Genomic DNA, 19545 nt, shown 5'->3' with positions numbered 1-19545 from the left:
ATGGCCGCAAAGCTTGCACTCATCGACTATGGCGCGGGCAACCTGCACTCGGTCGCCAATGCGCTGAAGGCCGCCGGGGCCGAGGGGCTGGTCATCACCGCCGATCCGGACGTGATCCGCACGGCCGACCGCATCGTCCTGCCCGGCGTCGGCTCGTTCAGGGCCTGCGCCGAGGGGCTGCGCGGCGTGACCGGACTGATCGACGCGATCGAGGATAGGGTGCTGGTCGAAGGCGCGCCGTTCCTCGGCATTTGCGTGGGCATGCAACTCCTCGCCAGCCGCGGGGTCGAGCACGGGATTACCGAAGGGCTGGACTGGATCGCGGGCGAAGTGCGGCTGATCGAACGGCCCGATCCCTCGATCAAGATCCCCCACATGGGCTGGAACGACGTCGACCTGCCGCCCCACGGCGCATCCCACGGGCTGATCGAGCCGGGCGAGGCCTATTTCCTGCATTCCTATCACTTCGTGCCCGATGAAGGCGCGGCCGTCGCGGCGATGACCGACCATGGCGGCGGCGTCGTCGCCGCCGTGATGCGCGACAATATCGTCGGCGTGCAATTCCACCCGGAAAAGAGCCAGGCCTACGGCCTCGCCCTGCTCGCCCGCTTCCTCGACTGGAAACCCTGAGAATGATCGTTTTCCCCGCCATCGACCTCAAGGGCGGCCAGGTCGTGCGCCTCGCCGAAGGCGACATGGCGCGCGCCACGGTTTACGGCGACAATCCCGCCGCCCAGGCCCTGCTCTTTGCCGAAGCCGGCTCGCAGCACCTCCACGTGGTGGATCTCGACGGTTCCTTCGCCGGCCGCGCGGAAAACCGCGAGGCGGTCGAATCGATCCTTGCGGCCTTCCCCGGCCACGTCCAGCTCGGCGGCGGCATCCGCACCCGCGAGGCGGTCGCGGGCTGGTTCGACCTTGGCGTTTCCCGCGTGGTGATGGGCTCGGCAGCCCTGAAAGACCCGGAATTCGTCAAGGACATGGCCAAGGAGTTCCCCGGCGGCATCGTCGTCGCGGTTGACGCGAAGGACGGCATGGTCGCCACCGAAGGCTGGGCCGACGTCTCCGACGTTGCCGTGGTCGACCTCGCCCGCCGCTTCGAGGATGCCGGCGTCGCAAGCCTGCTCTTCACCGACATCGGCCGCGACGGGCTCCTGAAGGGCGTCAACATCGACGCCACGGTCGACCTCGCCCGCCGGGTCGACATCCCGGTGATCGCCAGCGGCGGGGTGAAGGGGCTGGACGACATCCACATCCTCGCCCTCCACGCCCACGAAGGCATCGAAGGCGTGATCACCGGCCGCGCGCTTTACGAAGGGCGGCTGGACCTCAAGGCCGCGATCGCCATGGCCGAAAGGACCTGAGCGATGACAGTCCGCGTCCGTGTAATCCCCTGTCTCGACGTCCGCGACGGGCGCGTGGTCAAGGGCGTGAACTTCGTCGACCTGATCGACGCGGGTGATCCGGTCGAACAGGCCCGCGCCTATGACGCGGCGGGCGCCGACGAGCTGTGTTTCCTTGATATTTCCGCCAGCCACGAAGGGCGCGGCACCCTGCTCGACGTGGTCCGGCGCACGGCGGAAGTCTGCTTCATGCCGCTCACCGTCGGCGGCGGGGTCCGCACGGTGGAAGACGCCCGTGCGCTGCTGCTGGCCGGCGCGGACAAGGTCGCGGTCAATTCCGCCGCCGTCTCGCGCCCCGAAGTGGTCTCCGACATTGCCGAGAAGATGGGCAGCCAGTGCATCGTCGCCTCGGTCGATGCGCGCCGCACGGCGCCGGGCCGGTGGGAAATCTTCACGCACGGCGGCCGCAAGGCGACCGGGATCGACGCCATCGAACATGCCATAAAACTGGCGGAACTCGGCGCCGGCGAACTGCTCGTCACCTCGATGGACGGTGACGGCACCCAGGCCGGCTATGATCTCGAACTGACCCGCACCATCGCCGATGCGGTCACCATCCCGGTCATCGCATCGGGCGGCGTCGGCACGCTTGACCACCTCGTGGCGGGCGTGACCAAGGGCCATGCCAGCGCCGTGCTCGCCGCCTCGATCTTCCACTTCGGCAAGCATTCGATCGCCGAGGCCCACGCCGCCCTGCGCGCGGCTGGCATACCGGCCCGGGGTTGACCCCGGTGCAACGCCGCTGCATCCGGTCTGCATGAGCGACACCCTCGCAAAACTCGAAAGCACCATCGCGGCGCGGCGCCATGCCGATCCGTCGACCTCCTATGTCGCCAAGCTCAACGCCAGGGGCGTCGGCAAGATCGCCCAGAAAGTGGGCGAGGAGGCGACCGAGACGGTGATAGCCGCCCTCTCGGGCGACCGCGAGGAGCTGGTCGGCGAAGCGGCCGACCTCCTGTTCCACCTCATGGTCCTGCTCGGCGCCAGGGACGTGCCGCTGGGCGATGTCCTCGCGGAACTCGACCGGCGCGAGGGACTTTCGGGAATCGCCGAAAAGGCGGCAAGGAAGGCTGACTGATGGCGATCGATCCCCGCCTGCCCTACGATCCGGACAATGTGTTCGCTAAGATCCTGCGCGGGGAAATCCCCTGCAAGAAGGTCTATGAGGACGATTTCGCCCTCGCCTTCCATGACATTTCGCCCAAGGCGCCGGTCCATATCCTCGTCCTGCCCAAGGGGCCCTATGTCAGCTGGGACGATTTCTCGGCCAAGGCTCCGGATGCCGAGATCGCCGGCTTCATCCGCGCCGTCGGCACGGTGGCGCGGGAACAGGGGCTGGTCGATCCGGGCTACCGTCTGCTCGCCAACATCGGCCAGCACGGCGGGCAGGAAGTGCCGCACCTCCACGTCCATCTGTTCGGCGGACGGCAATTTTACGGCATGATATCGCAATAAGGGGGGCAAGGCGGGCTTTTCGCCCCCGCGCCCTTGCCCTGCGACTCGCGCCAAGGCTAAGACCCTTGGCGGATGCCGAACCAGCCCGCCCCTCCCTCCGGCTGCCTTGACGGGCCCGTCCACCGCCTCGCGGTGCGCGCCTATTACGAGGACACCGACCTGTCCGGCGCGGTCTACCACGCCAATTACCTGCGCTGGTTCGAGCGGGGGCGCAGCGATCTCGTCCGCCTGCTCGGGATCGACCAGCGCGCCGCGCAGGAAAGCGGCGCGGGCACCTATGCCGTCTCGGAAGTGACGATCCGCTACCTCGCCCCCGCCCGGCTGGACGATGTGGTGACGATCGAAACCCATGCCGAGGACGTCGGCGCCGCCTCGTGCCGCCTAGTTCAGCGCGCGCTCAGGGACGGGCAGCTTCTCTCCGAGGCGCGGGTACGGGTCGGTTTCATCGGCCCCGACGGCCGCCCGAAACGCCAGCCCGCCGCCTGGCGCGCGGCCTTCTCCAGCATTCTCGACACGGAAACGACATGACCAGCCTTGAAATTCTCGCTGCCACCACGGGCGGCGCCCACCTCAACCCGGTCAAGCTGTTCCTCGATGCCGATATCGTGGTCCAGCTGGTGATGGGCGGCCTGCTGCTCGCCTCGGTCTGGGTCTGGACCATCATCCTCTCGTTCTCGCTGCGGGTCGGTTCGCTCAAGCGCCGCAACCGCGCCTACGAGGACGGCTTCTGGCAGGCCAAGGACATGGAAGCCTTCCACAAGGAGAATTCCGGCGGGGAAGTACCCTCGGCCAAGGTCGTCGGCGCGGCGCTGGGCGAATGGCGCCGCAGCCTCGCCCTCAAGCAGCTGGACCGCGAGGGCACCCGCCAGCGCCTTTCCGCCGTGATGGGCTCGGTGGTCGAGCAGGAGAGCGACCGGCTGGGCGACCGGCTGAACTTCCTCGCCACGGTCGGCTCGGCCGCCCCCTTCATCGGCCTGTTCGGCACGGTCTGGGGGATCATGAATTCGTTCTTCCAGATCGGCCAGCAGCAGAATAGCTCGCTCGCCGTGGTCGCCCCCGGCATTTCCGAGGCCCTCTTCGCCACGGCCATCGGCCTTTTCGCCGCCATCCCGGCGGTCATCGCCTACAACCGCTTTTCCAGCGCGGTGAACCACTTCGAAGCCCGCCTCCAGCGCTTCGCCGACCGCTTCCACACCACGCTCAGCCGCGAACTGGAGGCTGAATAACATGGCGATGGGCCTGGCCGGAGGCGGAGGCGGAGGCGGCGGCGGCGGCCGCAGGCGCGGACGGCGCGGCAAGCGCGGCGCCATGGCGGAAATCAACGTCACGCCGCTGGTCGACGTGATGCTGGTGCTGCTGATCATCTTCATGGTCACCGCCCCGCTGCTGACCGCGGGCGTGCCGGTCGAACTGCCAGACTCCAAGGCCAAGGCCCTCGCCACCGAGCCCAAGCAGGTGACGATCTCGATGACGAGCGACGGCAAGACCTTCCTCGACGAGGCCGAAGTCGCCCCCGGCGAACTGGCCGACCGGCTGGCCAGCCTTGCCGGGACCGGCGAGGGCGGCAAGCCGCCACTGGTGACCCTGCGCGCCGACCGGGCCTTGCCCTATGGCGACGTGATGCAGGTAATGGGCGAGTTGAACCACGCCGGGTTCAATTCGATCTCGCTGGTCACCAACGGTTCAGTTACGGCCCCATAGCCCTAGGGAATGGCTGGTATGGGGACCACACTGCGCAGGGAAGAGAAAGCCGGGCTTGCCGTGGCCGTCGCCGCGCATGTCGCGCTGGTGGCCTGGCTGGCGCTCAAGCCGCCAACGCCCGCGCCCTTGCCCCTGCCCGAGCGGATGACGGTCACCTTCTCCGACGAGATCGCCGAACGCTCGACCTCGCCCGAACCGGCGGCCGAAGCCGCCCCCGCGATCGCCCCGGTGATCGCCGAGAACCCGGTGCCCGAACCCGCGCCCGAGCCGCAGCCCCGGCCCCAGCCGCAGGTCCAGCCCCCGCCCCCCAAGCCCTTGCCTCAGGTCATTCCCAAGCCCCAGCCCGCGCCCAAGCCGCAACCGGTCGCCAAGGCCCCGGCCAAGCCCGCCCCCGCGCCGCAGAAGCCCGCCGCCAAGCCCGCTGGTGGCGGCGGCAGCCGGATCGGCAGCGACTTCCTCAAGGGCATCGCCGGGGGCCAGACCCCGGGCGCCAAGGCCACCACCCCGCCCGCGCAGGAAATCGGCCCCGCCGTCCGCTCGGCCCTCTCCGGCGCGATCACCCGGCAGCTGAAGCCCAAGTGGTCCGCCCCGCAAGGCGCCGATTCCGATCAGCTCGTCACCGTGCTGGCCTGGGACCTGAACCCCGACGGGAGCCTTGCCGGCCCCCCGCGCGTTGTCAGCCAGGCAGGGATCACCGACGCCAACCGCGCCCAGGCCCAGCGCCATGCCGAGCAGGCAGTCCGCGCCGTGCGGCTGGCCGCGCCGTTCGATCTGCCCGAAGACCTTTACGCGGCGTGGAAGCACGTCGCCTCGTTCCGCTTCGACCGAAAGCTGTCGCAATGAAAACTGCCGCCCTTCCGCTCATCGCCCTCATCCTTGCCGCGCCGCTCGCCGCGCAGACGGCAAGCCCAGCCGCGCCCGCCGCCCAGCCTGAGGGCGGGCTCACCGGCTCGGTTTCCGACGAGACCCCGTGGCAGGACCTCGGCATCGCCATCCCCACCTTCCCGACCAATGCCGACGTGCCGACCCAGGCCAGCGCGGGCTCGACCGCCGCGCTGGGCAAGGCGCTGGCCCAGGTGATCACCGCTGACCTGAAAAACAACGGCCTGTTCAAGCCGACCGGCCCCGATGCCCTGCCCCAGCCCAGCTTCGGCCAGGTCGTCGCCCCCGATTTCGGCATCTGGTCGGGCCGGGGCGCGGAAATGCTGGTCCACGGCTATGTCCGCGCCGCGCCGGGCGGCAACTTGACCATCGGCTGCTACCTTTATGACGTTGCCCTGCGCCAGCAGCTGGTCAAGGGCGGCTGGGAAGTGCAGCCCGCCGAATGGCGCCGCGCCGCGCACAAGTGCGCCGACCTCGTCTATTCGCGCCTCTCGGGCGAGAGCCCGTTCTTCGATTCCAAGATCGCCTACATCGCCGAGACCGGGCCGAAGGACCACCGGATGAAGCGCCTCGCCATCATGGATTCCGATGGCGCCAACCACCGCTATATCACCACCGGCCAGTCGATCGCGCTCACCCCGCGCTATTCGCCGGACTATGGCTCGATCCTCTATCTCAGCTACTTCAACGGCTCGCCCCGGATCTACGTCTATGACCTCGACAAGGGCACCCAGCGGCTGATCACCCAGTCGAAGAACCCCACCTTCGCCCCGCGCTGGTCGCCCGATGGCAAGTGGATCCTCTATTCGATGGCCGCGGCCGGCAATACCGACATCTACCGCATCCCCGCCAGCGGCGGCGGCACCCCGCAGCGGCTGACCAATACGCCGGGGATCAACATCGGCGGCTCCTATTCGCCCGATGGCAGCAAGATCGTGTTCGAGAGCGACCGTTCCGGCAGCCAGCAGGTCTATGTGATGGACGCCGACGGTTCGAACCAGAAGCGCATCACCTTCTTCGGCGGCCGCGCCGCCACGCCCGAATGGTCCCCGCGCGGGGACCAGATCGCCTTCACCCACATCGTCGGCGATCTTCGCATCGCGGTGATGAGCCCCTCCGGCGGCAACCTGCGCTACCTCACCAATTCGTGGCAGGACGAAGCGCCGACCTGGTCGCCCAACGGCCGGATCGTGCAGTTCTTCCGCACGGCCAAGGGCTCGGGCCAGGCCTCGATCTGGCAGGTCGACCTGACCGGACGTAATGAACGCAAGCTGCCGACCCCGGTCGACGCTTCCGACCCGGCCTGGGGCCCGGTCCGCCCCTGAGCCGGACACACCATATTTTTACGGCCGTGCGCCGTATTGCCTGCAAGGCCATTCCAAGGAGAAGCATGATGATCCGCTCCGCCCTAAAGCCCGCCCTTCAGGCGACCACCCTGCTGGTGGCCTCGAGCCTGGCCCTTGCGGCCTGTTCGAAGAAGGCCCCGGCCGAGCTGCCCCCGCCGCCCGCGCCGACCACCACCACCGAAGCCCCGCCGCCCGCCACCCCGCAGGGTCCGGCGCCGGGCAGCCAGGCCGATTTCGCCCAGCAGATGATGGGCAAGGACACGATCTATTTCGACACCGACAAGTTCAACGTCGATGCCGACGATCAGGCGGCTTTGGCCCAGCAAGCCCAGTGGCTGGCCAAGTATCCGGCCAAGAAGGCCACGATCGAAGGCCACGCCGACGAGCGCGGCACCCGCGAATACAACCTTGCGCTGGGCGAACGCCGCGCCAATGCCGCCAAGAACTACCTCGTCAGCCTCGGCGTCGATGCCGGGCGGCTGACCACGGTGTCCTACGGCAAGGAGCGCCCGGTTGCGCTCGGTTCGGACGAGGCCAGCTGGGCCAAGAACCGCCGCGCGGTTACCGTGACGATTGATTGAGTCTTTTACAGGCTGCGCCCCCGGCATCCGTCGGGGGCTTGCTGTGCCATCCCGACAAGGCACCTTGAGCCGGCGGGCCTTGCAAACTATCTGGCATAGATGAGCAGGGCCCGCCGATCCGATTCATGGGGATTCCCGCGCTGGGGCGGCTACGGCAGCGCCAGCGACGCCACCCCCGTGCGCATGTGCGACCGCTCCGGCTGCAACGAGAAGGGCGATTGCCCCGCGCCGAAATCGCCCAACAGCCCGGAGCGCTGGTATTTCTGCCAGAGCCACGCCGCCGAATACAATTCCGGCTGGAACTACTTCGAGGGCCTGACCAAGGAAGAAGCCGAACAGCGCGAGGCCCGCGAACGGGCCGACGCCGGCGGCTACAAGGAATCGGCCCACTACGGCTGGGCCGGCTCGGGCGACGGCACCCGCTCGCGCGATGAGCTGAAGGCGCTGGAAACGCTCGGGCTGGACCCGGATGCCGATTTCGAGGCGGTGAAGAAGGCCTGGCGGACCAAGGCCAAGCTGGTCCACCCCGATGTGAAGCCCGGGGATGAGGCCGCCGCGACCGAATTCCACAAGCTACAGGTGAGCTACGAAGTGCTCAGGGCGGCGGAAGAGCGGCGGGAGTGGAAGGGGTAGGCGGGGCAGTCATCTCTAATGCCTTCGCTAGTAGGCTGTTAGCCAGATTCTGATTGTTGGCGACACCCGCTGCAAAAGTCCCTGCGATTACCCCAGAGACGTTCGCCTGCTCCAAGGCGCCGATGAGTTCGTCCTCCGGGTAATTCGGCTCGACGGTATCGGCGGTAAGATTGCGATTGAGTTGGAAGATGCCGGTGTGAGTAAAATCACACATCTCTTTCCACCGACCTTTCTTTAGATTGGCAATGACTTGGTTGCCCATCGCAGCCTCTAATCGTTCGAAAATTTCCCTAGGTTGCACATGGCTTTTACCAGCCGCAAAGTTCTCCAGTTCCCCATCAGTAGCACAAAGGTGCAACCAAGCTCCATTTACCCAAGCATCAGTTTGGGGTCGCAGCAGGGCCATGAAGGATTGATAAGAACCATTTTCTAAAAGGAAGATGAGGGCCCTATGGTGATGCAAGGAGACGACTAATGCCGCGATAGCGAGCCGTTCCCTTAAGCCACCGTTTATGGGGAGACCATCCATGCCATCCCACAGGAGGTCGGACAGTTTCTTGGCTTCTTCAATAGATACCAGAATTTTAGTCATCCGAAGCCCCTGCTTTGCAGGCTAAGGCGGTTGAGGTTTGCTTGCCAGCGAAAAATACACATTCTGGAGTGCAACAGGGATGTCCTCACCCCGCCATTCAAGCCATCGACCCCCGTTGAATCGACTTCGTGATCGCGGACCAGACAGCAGGACCGCCCACAACCCCGAACCGTTTCCTACTCAGGCCAAACCTGCCATCTTCCCCGCCGCTCTTTGAACCACGGATCGGGCCGGAAAAACGCGCTCAGGTTGGACAAGTGTCACCCATGCACTGATCCGCGCGGCCCTTGATTTGTCATGAATATTTGCCCGAAACCGGGCGGCGCAGGGTTACACTGGTGTGACCCTGCCCCAAAAGCAAAAGGCGCCCCGAACGGAGCGCCTCTCACTAAATCGTCGCGGAAACCCGCCGCTTACTTGGGCGAGACCACCATCAGCATCTGGCGGCCTTCCATGCGCGGATAGGCTTCGACCTTGGCGACTTCGGCGATGTCTTCCTGCACGCGGCGCAAGAGGTTCATGCCGAGCTGCTGGTGCGAAAGCTCACGGCCGCGGAAGCGCAGGGTCACCTTGACCTTGTCACCTTCGCCGATGAACTTGTGCATGGCCCGCATCTTCACGTCATAGTCGTGATCGTCGATGTTCGGACGCATCTTGATCTCCTTGATCTCCTGCGTCTTCTGGGTCTTGCGGGCAAGGTTGGCCTTCTTCTGCGCCTCGTAGCGGAACTTGCCGACGTCGAGGAACTTGCAGACCGGCGGATCGGCGTTGGGCGAGACTTCGACGAGATCGAGGCCGACTTCCGCAGCCTGCTCGATGGCCTCGCGCGTGTACATCACGCCGAGATTCTCTCCGTTCTCATCGATGACGCGGACCTTGTCCGACTGGATGAGATTGTTGTAGCGCGGCCCACTCTTGACCGGGGGCTGCATCATGCGCCGTGGAGGGGGAGCTATAGTACGTTCTCCTGTGGATTCACTTCTGGCGGCTCCTTAGAGCGATTCGCGCCTGCGGGGAAGCGGAGACTTTGGTTAGTCGGAACGCCCATCCGGGCTTCCCGTGCGGCACCGGCCCCGAGTCCTTGTTTGGTGCGCCTCCTGCATCCGCAGGAGGCTTGCGGCACCGGCCCGCTCCCCCGGCCCAACCACCCATTGAGTGTACCCTGTGGGTGGTTGGGCCGGGGGAGCGGGCCGGTGCCGCGCAAGGGGCAAGCTAGGCTTGCCCCGGTCCATGCACAAATTCGCCGCAAGCCTTCGCCGGATGTCGAAGGCTGACCAAACTACGCTAGCTCGACCTCGACCTTGCCCTCGGCGGCGGCCTCCAGCAGCTTGCGCTCGACCTGCTTGAGGCGGGCGGGCTGGTCGATCTTCTCGCCCAGCAGGTCGGTCACGTAGAAGGTATCGGCCGCGCGTTCGCCGTAAGTGGCGATATGGGCGGAATGGACGATCAGCCGCGCCTCGAACAGGGCACGGGCGAGGCGGTTGAGCAGGGCCGGCCGGTCGCGCGCATTGATCTCGACCACGGTGAAGCGGTTCGAGGCCTTGTTGTCGAACTCCACCCGGGGGGCAACGGCAAAGGCCTCGGCACGGGGCCGGGCGAGCGGGCGGGCGGCAAGCTGGGGCACCAGCTTGACCCGGTTGGCGAGGGCATCGGCGATCCCGGTCTTGAGCCGGGCGAGCTGGGTCTCCTCGCTGAACGGGCGCCCGAGCGGGTCCTGCACGAGGAAGTTGTCGACCGCCACGCCGCTGCGCGCGGTGTGGATGCGGGCATCGATGATATTGCCGCCCGCAAGGTGGATGCCCCCGGCGATGCGGTAGAACAGGCCCGGATGGTCGGCCGCGATCACGGTGACGAGGCTGGCCCCGCGCGCGGCGTAATAGGTGGTCGCAACATCAAGCGGCTGGCCCTTGGCCGCCTCCAGCTGGGCGAGGTTGAGCGCGATGATGTCGTCCGGCTCGGCGATCCAGTAGGCATCGCCGAGCTGGCTGCCGACGGTTTCGACCAAGCCCGCCCGTGCGCCCAGCCGCGCGGCCACGGCCCGCTTCTTGAGGGCGACCCGCTGCGAGCGGTGATGCTCGGCATGGCCCAGCCGCAGGCGCTCTTCCGCCGCGGCATAAAGCTCGCCGATCAGCTGGCGCTTCCACGAATTCCACACCCCGGGGCCGACGGCGCGGATATCGACGATGGTGAGCAGCGCGAGAGTGCGCAGCCGCTCGACCGACTGGACCACCTCGACCAGGTCCTGGATCGTCTTCCAGTCGGCCAGGTCGCGCTTGAAGGCCGTGGCGCTGAGCAGCAGGTGATAGCGCACCAGCCAGGAAACCAGCTCGGTCTCCGCCGGATCGAGCCCGAGCCGCGGGCAGACCCGCAGCGCCAGTTCGGCGCCCAGCACCGAGTGGTCGCCCTTGCGGCCCTTGGCGATGTCGTGGAACAGCACCGAGGCATAGAGCGCCCGGCGCGAATTGACCTGGTGGATGATCTGGGTCGCCAGCGGATGATCGACCGCCAGTTCGCCCTTCTCGATGCGCGAGAGCAGGCCGATCGCGCGGATGGTATGCTCGTCCACCGTATAGTGGTGATACATGTCGAACTGCATCTGCGCGTTGACCCGCCCGAAATCGGGCATGAAACGGCCGAACACGCCCGCCTCGTTGAACCAGCGCAGGGTGGTCTCGGGATCGTTGCGGCTGGTCAGGATCTCGAGAAACAGGGCATTGGCGCGGGCCGACTTGCGCACTTCGCCGTCGATCAGGCGGGCGTCGCGGGCGGCAAGGCGCATCGCCTCGGGATGGATCTCGAGCCGTTCCTGGTCGGCCAGGGCGAAGATCTCGATCAGCCGCACCGGGTCCTGGGTGAACCAGTCATCGGTCGGCACGTTGACCCGGCCGCCGAACACCTTGTAGCCGCGCACGATCCGCGGCCGGCTGCGGAAACCGGCCAGCAGCCCGCGCGGCTGCTTCTTGGCGAACTGCTCGTCAAGCTGCGCGAGGAACACCCCGGTGAGGTGGCCGACGCGCTTCGCCTGCAGGAAGAAGTACTGCATGAACCGCTCGACCGCGCTCTTGCCCGGCCGGTCGGAAAACTGCATCCGCGCCGCCACCTCGCGCTGAAGGTCGAAGGTGAGCCGGTCCTCGGCGCGGCGGGTGATGGTGTGGAGGTGGCAGCGCACCGCCCAGAAGAAGTTCTCGGCGCGGCGGAAGGCGCGGTATTCGCTGGGGGTAAGCAGGCCGACGTCGACCAGCTCGGAGGGATCGCGCACCTTGTGGATGTACTTGCCGATCCAGTAGAGCGTGTGCAGGTCGCGCAGGCCGCCCTTGCCCTCCTTCACGTTCGGCTCGACCACGTAGCGGCTGTCTCCCAGCCGCTTGTGGCGATCGGTCCGCTCGGCCAGCTTCTCGGCCACGAACTGGCGCTCGGTCCCCTGCACCACCTCGGCCCAGAAGCGGCGGGCGCACTCGTCGTAAAGCTGCTGATCACCCCAGACGTAGCGCCCTTCGAGCTGGGCTGTGCGGATGGTAAGGTCGGAGCGGGCCATGCGCACCGTCTCGTCGAGCGAGCGACTGGAATGGCCGACCTTGAGCCCGAGATCCCACAGGAAATAGAGCATGGCCTCGATCACCTGCTCGCACCACGCGGTCTGCTTGATCGGGGTGACGAAGGCGATGTCGACATCCGAATGCGGCGCCATTTCACCGCGGCCATAGCCACCCACGGCCAGGATCGTGATCCGCTCCCCGGTGGAGCGATTGGCGGCGGGATAGACCTCGCTCACCACGTGGTCATGAATCAGGCGGACCAGCTGGTCGACAAGGAAGGCCTGGGCCGCGGCGCTCTCCTGCCCGGCGGAAGGCCGCTCGGACAGGCGGGCCGCGATCACCGCCCGCCCGGCATGAAGCGCATTGCGCAGCAGGGCGACGACCTGGGGGCGCGCCTTTTCCGCCCCGTGTTCGGCAACCGCGTCCGCGATGGCAGCAGCGATTCCGCGCCGCTCGATGATGGCGCGCTGGTTGGCAATGCGAGTGGACGACAAGGGCTTGATTTCCGGGGCAGTATGGGAGCGGACCTACGCTAGCAGCTTTGCCGCGCCTGCCAAGCATCCCTTCGGGGACCGGAACCCACAATCCGCACCGCGCATTGCGGTTCCATCCGGGCCCGCCCTGTGCCAGAAGCGGCCAAGGCTGAAGCCATCCATTACACGCAGGACCTCACTTCCGGTGCTCACGCTCCTTGCGGCCGCCGCCGCTCACCCGCCGATCCACTGGCTCGACCTCGGCCTGACCCGGGGGATCGACCTCGGCTTCTTCACCCTGCGCTGGTATAGCCTGGCCTATCTCGCCGGGATCGTCCTGGCCTACTGGCACGTCTCGAAGACGCTGAAGCTGCCCGGCGCACCGATGGCCCAGAACCATGCCGACGACCTGTTCTTCTACTGCACGCTGGGCGTGATCCTGGGCGGGCGGCTGGGCTATGCCACGTTCTATGCCCCGCACCTCTGGGCCGATCCGGCCGAACTGGTGAAGCTGTGGGAAGGCGGCATGAGCTTCCACGGCGGGCTGATCGGCTGCACCCTCGCCATGGCCTGGGTGGCCTGGCGCGGCGGGCTCAATTTCCTGCGCGTCTGTGACTATGTCGCCGTGGCCGTGCCCTTCGGCCTGTTCTTCGGGCGGCTGGCCAACTTCGTCAACGGCGAGCTGTGGGGCCGGGTGGCGATCGGCAATGTGCCCTGGGCCATGGTCTTTCCCGATGGCGGGCCGCTGCCCCGCCACCCCAGCCAGCTGTACGAGGCCGGGCTCGAAGGGCTAGCCCTGCTGATCGTGATGATGCTGCTGTTCTGGAAGACCCGCGCCCGTTTCCGCACCGGGCTGCTCACCGGGGTTTTCGTCATGGGCTACGGCATGGCGCGTTTCACGGTCGAATTCTTCCGCGAGCCCGACGCCCAGCTGGAGGAATTCGCGCGGACCACGGGCATGTCGATGGGCCAGTGGCTGACCGTGCCGATGATCGCGCTCGGCCTTGGCCTGATCGTGATGGCGCTGGTGCGCAAGCCGCTGGGCAGCGGCAGCGCGGCCCCGGCCTGAAGAGGGGCGCCCCGTGAGCTTCGGCAAGCGCAAGCAACTGGCGGAACCGGCGAGCCTGACCCAGTCCTACGCCCGCCTGATCCATAATCACGGCCCGATCAGCCTGCTGCAATACATGGGCGAGGCCAATGCCCGCTACTACACCAGCCGCGACCCCCTCGGCCATGCCGGCGACTTCATCACCGCGCCCGAGATCAGCCAGATCTTCGGCGAGCTGATCGGTCTGTGGCTGACCGACATCTGGATTCGTGCCGGGCGGCCCGAACCGGTCCACTACGTCGAGCTTGGCCCCGGCCGCGGCACCCTCGCACGCGATGCCCTGCGCACGATGAAGCGCTTCGACCTCCTGCCCAAGGTCCACTTCGTCGAGACCTCGCTGGCGCTCAAGGATCTCCAGCTCGCCTCGGTGCCCGACGCGACCTGGCACGACGATCTCTCGACCGTGCCGACGCAAGGGGCGATCCTGCTCGTCGCCAACGAGTTTCTCGACGCCCTGCCCGTGCGCCAGCTGGTGCGCATGGAAACCGGCTGGCGCGAGCGGATGGTCGGCTATTACCAGGACCGCTTCCTGCCCGTGGCCGGAAACCTGCCGATGGATGCCGCCGTGCCCGAATGGCGCCGCGAGGCCCCGGTCGGCACGATCATCGAGACCTGCCCCGGCGCCGCCGCGGTGATGCAGGAAACCGCCCGCCGCCTCGCCGAACAGGGCGGCACCGCCCTGTTCATCGACTATGGCTATACCGAGGTCCAGAACGGCTCGACCCTGCAGGCCGTGCGCGCGCACGAAAAGGTCGACCCGTTCGAGGCGCCGGGCGAGGCCGACCTCTCCTCGCTGGTCGACTTCGCGACGATGCGCGCCATTGCCGAGGATTGCGGCGCGCGCTGGCTCGGCACGATCGGGCAAGGCAAGTGGCTGAAGGCGCTAGGCGCCGACGCCCGCGCCCGTGCGCTCGGCCAGATGGCCCCCCAGCATGCCACGGCCCTGTGGGTCGCCAAGGAGCGCCTCGTCGCGCCTGACCAGATGGGCGAGCTGTTCAAGGTCATGGGCCTCGCCGGCAAGGACTGGCCCGACGGCGAAGCCTTCGCCGGCCCCGCGCCGGGTGTTGAAGTCGAATAACCCTTCGTCATTGCGAGCGGGTCAGTAAGTGATACCCGGCGGCGCCTTGAGGTTGTTCGTCTTGAGATCGGGCCTGAGGTCGGTCACGCGCACGTCGCGGGCGGCATTGCGCATCGGGTTGCTCGGCTTGAGATAGGCCTCGAGCGACTGGATGTCGGTCACGCCCACCGTGCGGTCGCGCCCCTTGACGAAGGCGGCGAAGCTGTCCCCCCCGTTGGCGAGGTAGGAATTGACCGTAATGCGGTAAGTGGCGGCCACATCGATCGGCTTGCCGTCCAGCGTCATGGAAACGACGCGGCTGCCGACGGGGCGTGAGCGGTCGATCGTCTGCTGGAACCCGGCCGAGCAGGCGAGCAATTGCTCGGGCGCGTCGGCGTCGAGCTGCTGCTCCATCGCTTCCTTCAGTTCGGCGCCGGTCATGGTCACGGTGATCAGCTCGGAATTGAACGGCTGGACGAGGTAGAGGTCCCCGTAAGTGACCGAGTGGTCGGGCTGGGTCAGCAGCGAGCGGCGGATGCCGAAGGGATTGGTGCAGGCGATCTGTCCGCCCACCGCCTTGGTCGCCTCGAGCTGGGCATCGGCGATCAGGTTGCCGAGGCGGCCGCCCGTGCCCCAGGCATTGCCCTCGGTCTTTTCCAGCGGCTCGGCCAGCCAGCCGACCCTGCGCTGGACGTAGGTCTTCGACGCCTCGACATAGCGGGCGACATAGGCGGAAATGCCCGGATCGGGCTGGTAGCGCGGGACGAAGTCGGTGACGGGCACCTCGCGCAGCGGACTGACGTAAGGCTCGGACTGGACGACGACGTTCTTCGCCCGCCTGGCCACGACCTTGTGCGCCGCCGGGTCGAAATCGAGCGCGATGTCGGTGACATATTCGCCCCAGACCCCGGCGCTGGTCAGCAGGAAGGGCCTTCCCGGGTTGTAGGCCGCATAGTCGCAGACATAGGCCCAGTGCGTGTGGCCGGAGATGATCAGGTCGATCCGCGGATCGAGCTTGTCGAGGATCGGGCGAATCCCGCCGGACAAGGCATCGCAGCCATTGGGATCGGGCTCGCCGGTGGTGCGGCCGCCTTCATGGATGACGAGGATCACCGCGTCGGCGCCCTTGGCCTTCAGCTCGCTCACCAGCCCATTGGCCGTCTCGGCCTCGTCCCTGAAGGTAACCTCGGCATTGACCTTGCTGTTGACGAGGTCGCTGGTGCCCTTGAGCGTCATGCCGATCAGGCCGACCGTGATCCGCTGCGCCCCGCTGGCGAAGCTCCGCAGGGCCGTGGCCGGGAACAGGGTCTTGCCGTCCTTGGTGAAGGTATTGGCGGCGAGGAAGGGGAACTGCGCGCCGCGGAACTTCTCGAGCGCGCAGGGCTCCTTCTCGGTCAGCTTGGCGCAGCCGCCGCCCTGCTTCCTGAGCAGTTCGGCCACGCCGTAGTCGAACTCGTGATTGCCGATCGCGTTGAAGTCCACCCCGATGCGGTTCATGATCTCGACCGAGGGTTCATCGAGAAACAGGGCCGAGGCGAGCGGGCTGGAGCCCATCATGTCGCCCGCCGAAAGGGTCAGGTGGTTGGGATATTTGCCCCGCACCGCCGCCACCGCACTGGCAAGGTAAGCCGCCCCGCCCGCCGGGACCGCCAGCGTGCCGCCCTTGCCATCCGGGATCAGCGCCGCCTGCTTGGGTGGTTCGAGATTGCCATGGAAATCGTTGAAGGCCGCGATGCCCAAAGTCACCGTGCGGAGCGGGACCGAAGCCTGCGGGCCGGGCGCGCCGGCGCAGGCGGACAGGGCAAGGAACAACGAGAGCACGGCGGGGCGCAGGGTTCTGGCGGGCATCGAATCTCGCGTGGGAGAGTGGAGATGCCCCAAGCTAACCCGCTCAGATTACAAGGTGAAGGCGCCGGATGACGTAATTGGCAATAAAGTCAGTAAGGCAGAAATGAACCCGGGGCCAAGGGCCCCGGACCCCAAGCCGTCTCCCGGCGATGCCTCAGCGCGAAACATCGCCCGGCGTATCGTCGACGTTACAGGGTGCAGGGGTATTAACCCCTGCATATCCTTGCTTTAAAGCTTCAAGCCACTTCGCGGATAAACCTCAAACGTCGAGGTTCGCCACGTTCAGCGCGTTTTCCTGGATGAAGTCGCGGCGCGGTTCGACCACGTCGCCCATCAGGCGGGTGAATATCTCGTCGGTCACGTCGGCGTCCTCGACCTTGACCTGCAGCAGGATGCGATTGTCCGGGTCGAGCGTGGTTTCCCAGAGCTGCTCGGCGTTCATTTCACCCAGCCCCTTGTAGCGGGAGATCGACAGGCCCTTGCGGCCGTTTGCCAGCACCGTGTCGAGCAACTGGGTCGGGCGGGTGATGGCCCCGGCGACCGCGCGAACCGGCCGGGCGGTTTCCTCCGCCTCGTCGGCCTCGCTGGCGACGATTTCAGGTTCCGGGTCCACCTCGGCACTGCCCTTCACCAGTTGGACCGGGCCAGCATAGACCTCGACGTTTTCCTGGGCCAGCTTGGCGAGCTTGCGCGCCTCGGCGCTGACCAGGAAGGCGGCCTCGATCACGTGGTGATCGGTCACCCCGCGCCACAGCCGTTCGACCAGAACGGCCCCTTCCTCGCCCAGCCGCGCGGTCCAGCGCGCTTCGGGATCGCCGCGGTCGAGCCACTTGGCGGCGCGGCCCAGCGCCGCATTGCGGGCATCGGGTTCCAGCCCGAATTCGAGCGCACCGGCCAGAGCCAGCGCCTCGATGATCGCCGGGTCGTAGCGGCGGGGAACGAAGGCCATCAGGTTGCGCAAACGGATGGCATGTTCGACCAGCGAGGCCAGTTCGGCCCCGCCGCGCGCGCCGCCCACGGTTTCCAGCACGCGCCCGGCGGTCCCGGCCTCGACCAGGTAGCGATCGAGCGCATTGCCGTCCTTGAGGTAGACTTCGCTGCGGCCCTTGGCGACCTTGTAGAGCGGCGGCTGGGCGATGAAGAGGTGCCCGGCCTTGATGATCTCGGGCATCTGGCGGTGGAAAAAGGTCAGCAGCAGCGTGCGGATGTGTGCGCCGTCCACGTCGGCGTCGGTCATGATGACGATCTTGTGGTAGCGCAGCTTGGCAAGGTTGAACTCGTCACGGATGCCCGTGCCCATGGCCTGGATCAGGGTGCCGACTTCCTTGGACGAGATGATCCGGTCGAACCGCGCGCGTTCGACGTTGAGGATCTTGCCCTTGAGCGGGAGGATCGCCTGGGTCGCGCGGTCACGCCCCTGCTTGGCCGAACCGCCGGCCGAATCGCCCTCGACCAGGAACAGTTCGCACTTGGAAGGATCGCGCTCCTGGCAGTCGGCCAGCTTGCCGGGCAGCGAGGCGATGTCCATCACCCCCTTGCGCCGGGTCAGTTCGCGGGCACGGCGGGCGGCTTCACGCGCGGCGGCAGCGTCGATGATCTTCTGGACGACCTGCTTGGCGAATGCGGGATTTTCCTCCAGCCACTCGGTCATCTTGTCCGCCATCAGGCTTTCCAGCGGCTGGCGCACTTCGGACGAGACCAGCTTGTCCTTCGTCTGGCTGGAGAACTTGGGGTCGGGCAGCTTGACCGAGACGATCGCGGTCAGCCCCTCGCGCATGTCGTCGCCCGTAAGGCTGACCTTCTCCTTCTTGAGCAGGCCGGACTTCTCGGCATAGCCGTTGAGCGTGCGGGTCAGCGCCGCGCGGAAGGCGGCAAGGTGCGTGCCGCCATCGCGCTGGGGGATGTTGTTGGTGAAGCACAGGACGTTTTCGTAGTACGAATCGTTCCATTCCAGCGCCACGTCGATGCCGATCCCGTCCCGCTCGGACGAAATGGCGATCGGATCGGGCAGGAGCGCGATCTTGTTGCGGTCGAGATAGCGCACGAAGGCCGCGATCCCGCCCTCGTAATAGAGGTCGTGCTCCTTGACCTCTTCGTGGCGGTTGTCGCGCAGCAGGATGCGCACGCCCGAATTGAGGAAGGCCAGCTCGCGGTAGCGATGTTCCAGCTTCTCGAAATCGTAGACGGTGACGTTCTTGAAGGTCTCGTCCGAGGCGAGGAAGGTCACGCGGGTGCCCTTCTTGGGCTTGCCCTTGCCGTTGTCGGGCGCGGGGCCGCGCACCACCAGCGGGCCCACGGCATCGCCGTGCGCGAACTTCATCCAGTGTTCCTCGCCCTCGCGCCAGATCGTAAGCTCCAGCCATTCCGACAGGGCGTTGACCACCGAAACGCCCACCCCGTGGAGGCCGCCCGAGACCTTGTAGGCATTGTCGTCCGAAGTGTTCTCGAACTTCCCGCCGGCATGGAGCTGGGTCATGATGACCTCGGCCGCGGAAACGCCTTCTTCCGCGTGAATTCCGGTCGGGATACCCCGCCCGTTGTCTTCCACGCTGACCGAACCATCGGGGTTGAGTTCGATCAGGACGAGGTCGCAGTGGCCCGCGAGAGCCTCGTCGATCGCGTTGTCCGACACCTCGAACACCATGTGGTGCAGGCCCGAGCCATCGTCGGTATCGCCGATGTACATGCCCGGGCGCTTGCGCACGGCATCAAGGCCCTTGAGCACCTTGATCGAATCGGCGCCGTAGGAATTCTGGTTCGGAATGTTTTCAGGGGTCTCGGACATAGCGAGCATATAGGGACTCGCGCGCGCGGAAGAAACCGCGAATGCGCACCCCTCCACAGGAAATGGCGCGGCGCCGGTGCGCCTTCCAGCAGCCCCGCTCGGCGCCCTAACCTTACGACTAGTTCATGTTATGAGATATTGTATCATA

Annotated in this window: 19 protein-coding genes; 14 read left to right on the top strand and 5 right to left on the bottom strand. The window is 66.8% G+C overall.

Annotated features, from left to right (window positions below):
* From hisH to H7F51_RS16335, 12 genes are all read left to right on the top strand, one after another.
* Complete coding sequence (gene hisH / locus H7F51_RS16390; protein ID WP_185665392.1) at positions 1–630, top strand: imidazole glycerol phosphate synthase subunit HisH; 630 nt, start codon at positions 1–3, stop codon at positions 628–630.
* A 2-nt stretch (positions 631–632) separates the two neighbouring features.
* Positions 633–1361, top strand: a complete 729-nt coding sequence (gene hisA / locus H7F51_RS16385) for a 1-(5-phosphoribosyl)-5-[(5-phosphoribosylamino)methylideneamino]imidazole-4-carboxamide isomerase (RefSeq protein WP_185665391.1) — start codon at positions 633–635, stop codon at positions 1359–1361.
* 3 nt (positions 1362–1364) lie between these two features.
* Positions 1365–2126, top strand: coding sequence for an imidazole glycerol phosphate synthase subunit HisF (gene hisF / locus H7F51_RS16380; RefSeq protein ID WP_185665390.1), 762 nt, complete (start codon positions 1365–1367; stop codon positions 2124–2126).
* Between the two features lie 31 nt (positions 2127–2157).
* Positions 2158–2478: a phosphoribosyl-ATP diphosphatase gene (locus H7F51_RS16375; RefSeq protein ID WP_185665389.1), complete on the top strand. Its 321-nt coding sequence runs from the start codon at positions 2158–2160 to the stop codon at positions 2476–2478.
* Positions 2478–2855 carry a histidine triad nucleotide-binding protein gene (locus H7F51_RS16370; RefSeq protein WP_185665388.1) on the top strand — a complete coding sequence of 126 codons (378 nt, stop codon included), beginning with the start codon at positions 2478–2480 and terminating at the stop codon, positions 2853–2855. The genes H7F51_RS16375 and H7F51_RS16370 overlap by 1 nt, the downstream gene beginning before the upstream one ends.
* 72 nt (positions 2856–2927) lie before the next feature.
* Entirely contained in the window at positions 2928–3383 is a 456-nt protein-coding gene (locus tag H7F51_RS16365) for a YbgC/FadM family acyl-CoA thioesterase (protein ID WP_185665387.1), read from the top strand.
* Positions 3380–4081 (top strand): protein TolQ, encoded by a 702-nt coding sequence (gene tolQ, locus H7F51_RS16360; protein WP_185665386.1) that lies wholly within the window; start codon positions 3380–3382, stop codon positions 4079–4081. The genes H7F51_RS16365 and tolQ overlap by 4 nt, the downstream gene beginning before the upstream one ends.
* A 1-nt stretch (position 4082) precedes the next feature.
* On the top strand, positions 4083–4556 hold the full coding sequence (locus H7F51_RS16355; protein ID WP_185665385.1) for an ExbD/TolR family protein: 474 nt from the start codon (positions 4083–4085) through the stop codon (positions 4554–4556).
* Positions 4557–4574: 18 nt separating this feature from the next.
* The gene (locus H7F51_RS16350; RefSeq protein ID WP_343061315.1) at positions 4575–5399 is read left to right on the top strand and encodes a hypothetical protein; all 825 of its coding nucleotides are present in this window, start codon (positions 4575–4577) and stop codon (positions 5397–5399) included.
* Positions 5396–6763 carry a Tol-Pal system beta propeller repeat protein TolB gene (tolB, locus tag H7F51_RS16345; protein WP_185665383.1) on the top strand — a complete coding sequence of 456 codons (1368 nt, stop codon included), beginning with the start codon at positions 5396–5398 and terminating at the stop codon, positions 6761–6763. The genes H7F51_RS16350 and tolB overlap by 4 nt, the downstream gene beginning before the upstream one ends.
* Positions 6764–6831: 68 nt before the next feature.
* Positions 6832–7365, top strand: coding sequence for a peptidoglycan-associated lipoprotein Pal (gene pal / locus H7F51_RS16340; RefSeq protein WP_185665382.1), 534 nt, complete (start codon positions 6832–6834; stop codon positions 7363–7365).
* Positions 7366–7464: 99 nt separating this feature from the next.
* Positions 7465–7998, top strand: coding sequence for a J domain-containing protein (locus H7F51_RS16335; protein ID WP_185665381.1), 534 nt, complete (start codon positions 7465–7467; stop codon positions 7996–7998).
* On the opposite strand, the gene H7F51_RS16330 is transcribed toward H7F51_RS16335, so the two are convergent.
* The 3 genes from H7F51_RS16330 to H7F51_RS16320 all read right to left on the bottom strand — a co-directional run bounded on the left by H7F51_RS16330 (position 7961) and on the right by H7F51_RS16320 (position 12620).
* Positions 7961–8590 carry a DUF6988 family protein gene (locus tag H7F51_RS16330; protein WP_185665380.1) on the bottom strand — a complete coding sequence of 210 codons (630 nt, stop codon included), beginning with the start codon at positions 8588–8590 and terminating at the stop codon, positions 7961–7963. The two genes, H7F51_RS16335 and H7F51_RS16330, sit on opposite strands and share 38 nt — an antisense overlap.
* A gap of 413 nt (positions 8591–9003) precedes the next feature.
* Complete coding sequence (gene infC, locus H7F51_RS16325) at positions 9004–9525, bottom strand: translation initiation factor IF-3 (RefSeq protein ID WP_185665379.1); 522 nt, start codon at positions 9523–9525, stop codon at positions 9004–9006.
* A gap of 344 nt (positions 9526–9869) precedes the next feature.
* Positions 9870–12620, bottom strand: coding sequence for a [protein-PII] uridylyltransferase (locus H7F51_RS16320; RefSeq protein WP_185665378.1), 2751 nt, complete (start codon positions 12618–12620; stop codon positions 9870–9872).
* Positions 12621–12804: 184 nt separating this feature from the next.
* Here H7F51_RS16320 and lgt point away from each other — a divergent pair, with 184 nt between their 5' ends.
* Together lgt and H7F51_RS16310 are read left to right on the top strand one after the other, a co-directional pair.
* Positions 12805–13668, top strand: coding sequence for a prolipoprotein diacylglyceryl transferase (gene lgt / locus H7F51_RS16315; RefSeq protein ID WP_343061314.1), 864 nt, complete (start codon positions 12805–12807; stop codon positions 13666–13668).
* A gap of 13 nt (positions 13669–13681) precedes the next feature.
* Complete coding sequence (locus H7F51_RS16310) at positions 13682–14785, top strand: class I SAM-dependent methyltransferase (protein WP_343061313.1); 1104 nt, start codon at positions 13682–13684, stop codon at positions 14783–14785.
* Between the two features lie 21 nt (positions 14786–14806).
* Here the strand turns inward: H7F51_RS16310 and H7F51_RS16305 are convergent, their stop codons facing one another.
* Complete coding sequence (locus H7F51_RS16305; protein WP_185665377.1) at positions 14807–16612, bottom strand: bifunctional metallophosphatase/5'-nucleotidase; 1806 nt, start codon at positions 16610–16612, stop codon at positions 14807–14809.
* A gap of 259 nt (positions 16613–16871) precedes the next feature.
* Positions 16872–19397 carry a DNA topoisomerase (ATP-hydrolyzing) subunit B gene (gene gyrB, locus H7F51_RS16300; RefSeq protein ID WP_185665417.1) on the bottom strand — a complete coding sequence of 842 codons (2526 nt, stop codon included), beginning with the start codon at positions 19395–19397 and terminating at the stop codon, positions 16872–16874.
* Positions 19398–19545: the final 148 nt, after the last annotated feature.

This window comes from Novosphingobium flavum, assembly GCF_014230315.1.
GTDB lineage: Bacteria > Pseudomonadota > Alphaproteobacteria > Sphingomonadales > Sphingomonadaceae > Novosphingobium > Novosphingobium flavum.
This window is presented reverse-complemented; position numbering and strand designations above follow the sequence as displayed.

Coding starts and splice junctions, on each gene's coding strand:
- infC (WP_185665379.1), bottom strand. CDS start 9,525: ATGATGCAGCCCCCGGTCAAGAGTGGGCCGCGCTACAACAATCTCATC.
- H7F51_RS16375 (WP_185665389.1), top strand. CDS start 2,158: ATGAGCGACACCCTCGCAAAACTCGAAAGCACCATCGCGGCGCGGCGC.
- tolB (WP_185665383.1), top strand. CDS start 5,396: ATGAAAACTGCCGCCCTTCCGCTCATCGCCCTCATCCTTGCCGCGCCG.
- hisF (WP_185665390.1), top strand. CDS start 1,365: ATGACAGTCCGCGTCCGTGTAATCCCCTGTCTCGACGTCCGCGACGGG.
- pal (WP_185665382.1), top strand. CDS start 6,832: ATGATCCGCTCCGCCCTAAAGCCCGCCCTTCAGGCGACCACCCTGCTG.
- hisH (WP_185665392.1), top strand. CDS start 1: ATGGCCGCAAAGCTTGCACTCATCGACTATGGCGCGGGCAACCTGCAC.
- hisA (WP_185665391.1), top strand. CDS start 633: ATGATCGTTTTCCCCGCCATCGACCTCAAGGGCGGCCAGGTCGTGCGC.
- gyrB (WP_185665417.1), bottom strand. CDS start 19,397: ATGTCCGAGACCCCTGAAAACATTCCGAACCAGAATTCCTACGGCGCC.
- H7F51_RS16305 (WP_185665377.1), bottom strand. CDS start 16,612: ATGCCCGCCAGAACCCTGCGCCCCGCCGTGCTCTCGTTGTTCCTTGCC.
- H7F51_RS16370 (WP_185665388.1), top strand. CDS start 2,478: ATGGCGATCGATCCCCGCCTGCCCTACGATCCGGACAATGTGTTCGCT.
- H7F51_RS16355 (WP_185665385.1), top strand. CDS start 4,083: ATGGCGATGGGCCTGGCCGGAGGCGGAGGCGGAGGCGGCGGCGGCGGC.
- H7F51_RS16350 (WP_343061315.1), top strand. CDS start 4,575: ATGGGGACCACACTGCGCAGGGAAGAGAAAGCCGGGCTTGCCGTGGCC.
- H7F51_RS16335 (WP_185665381.1), top strand. CDS start 7,465: ATGAGCAGGGCCCGCCGATCCGATTCATGGGGATTCCCGCGCTGGGGC.
- H7F51_RS16330 (WP_185665380.1), bottom strand. CDS start 8,590: ATGACTAAAATTCTGGTATCTATTGAAGAAGCCAAGAAACTGTCCGAC.
- H7F51_RS16365 (WP_185665387.1), top strand. CDS start 2,928: ATGCCGAACCAGCCCGCCCCTCCCTCCGGCTGCCTTGACGGGCCCGTC.
- tolQ (WP_185665386.1), top strand. CDS start 3,380: ATGACCAGCCTTGAAATTCTCGCTGCCACCACGGGCGGCGCCCACCTC.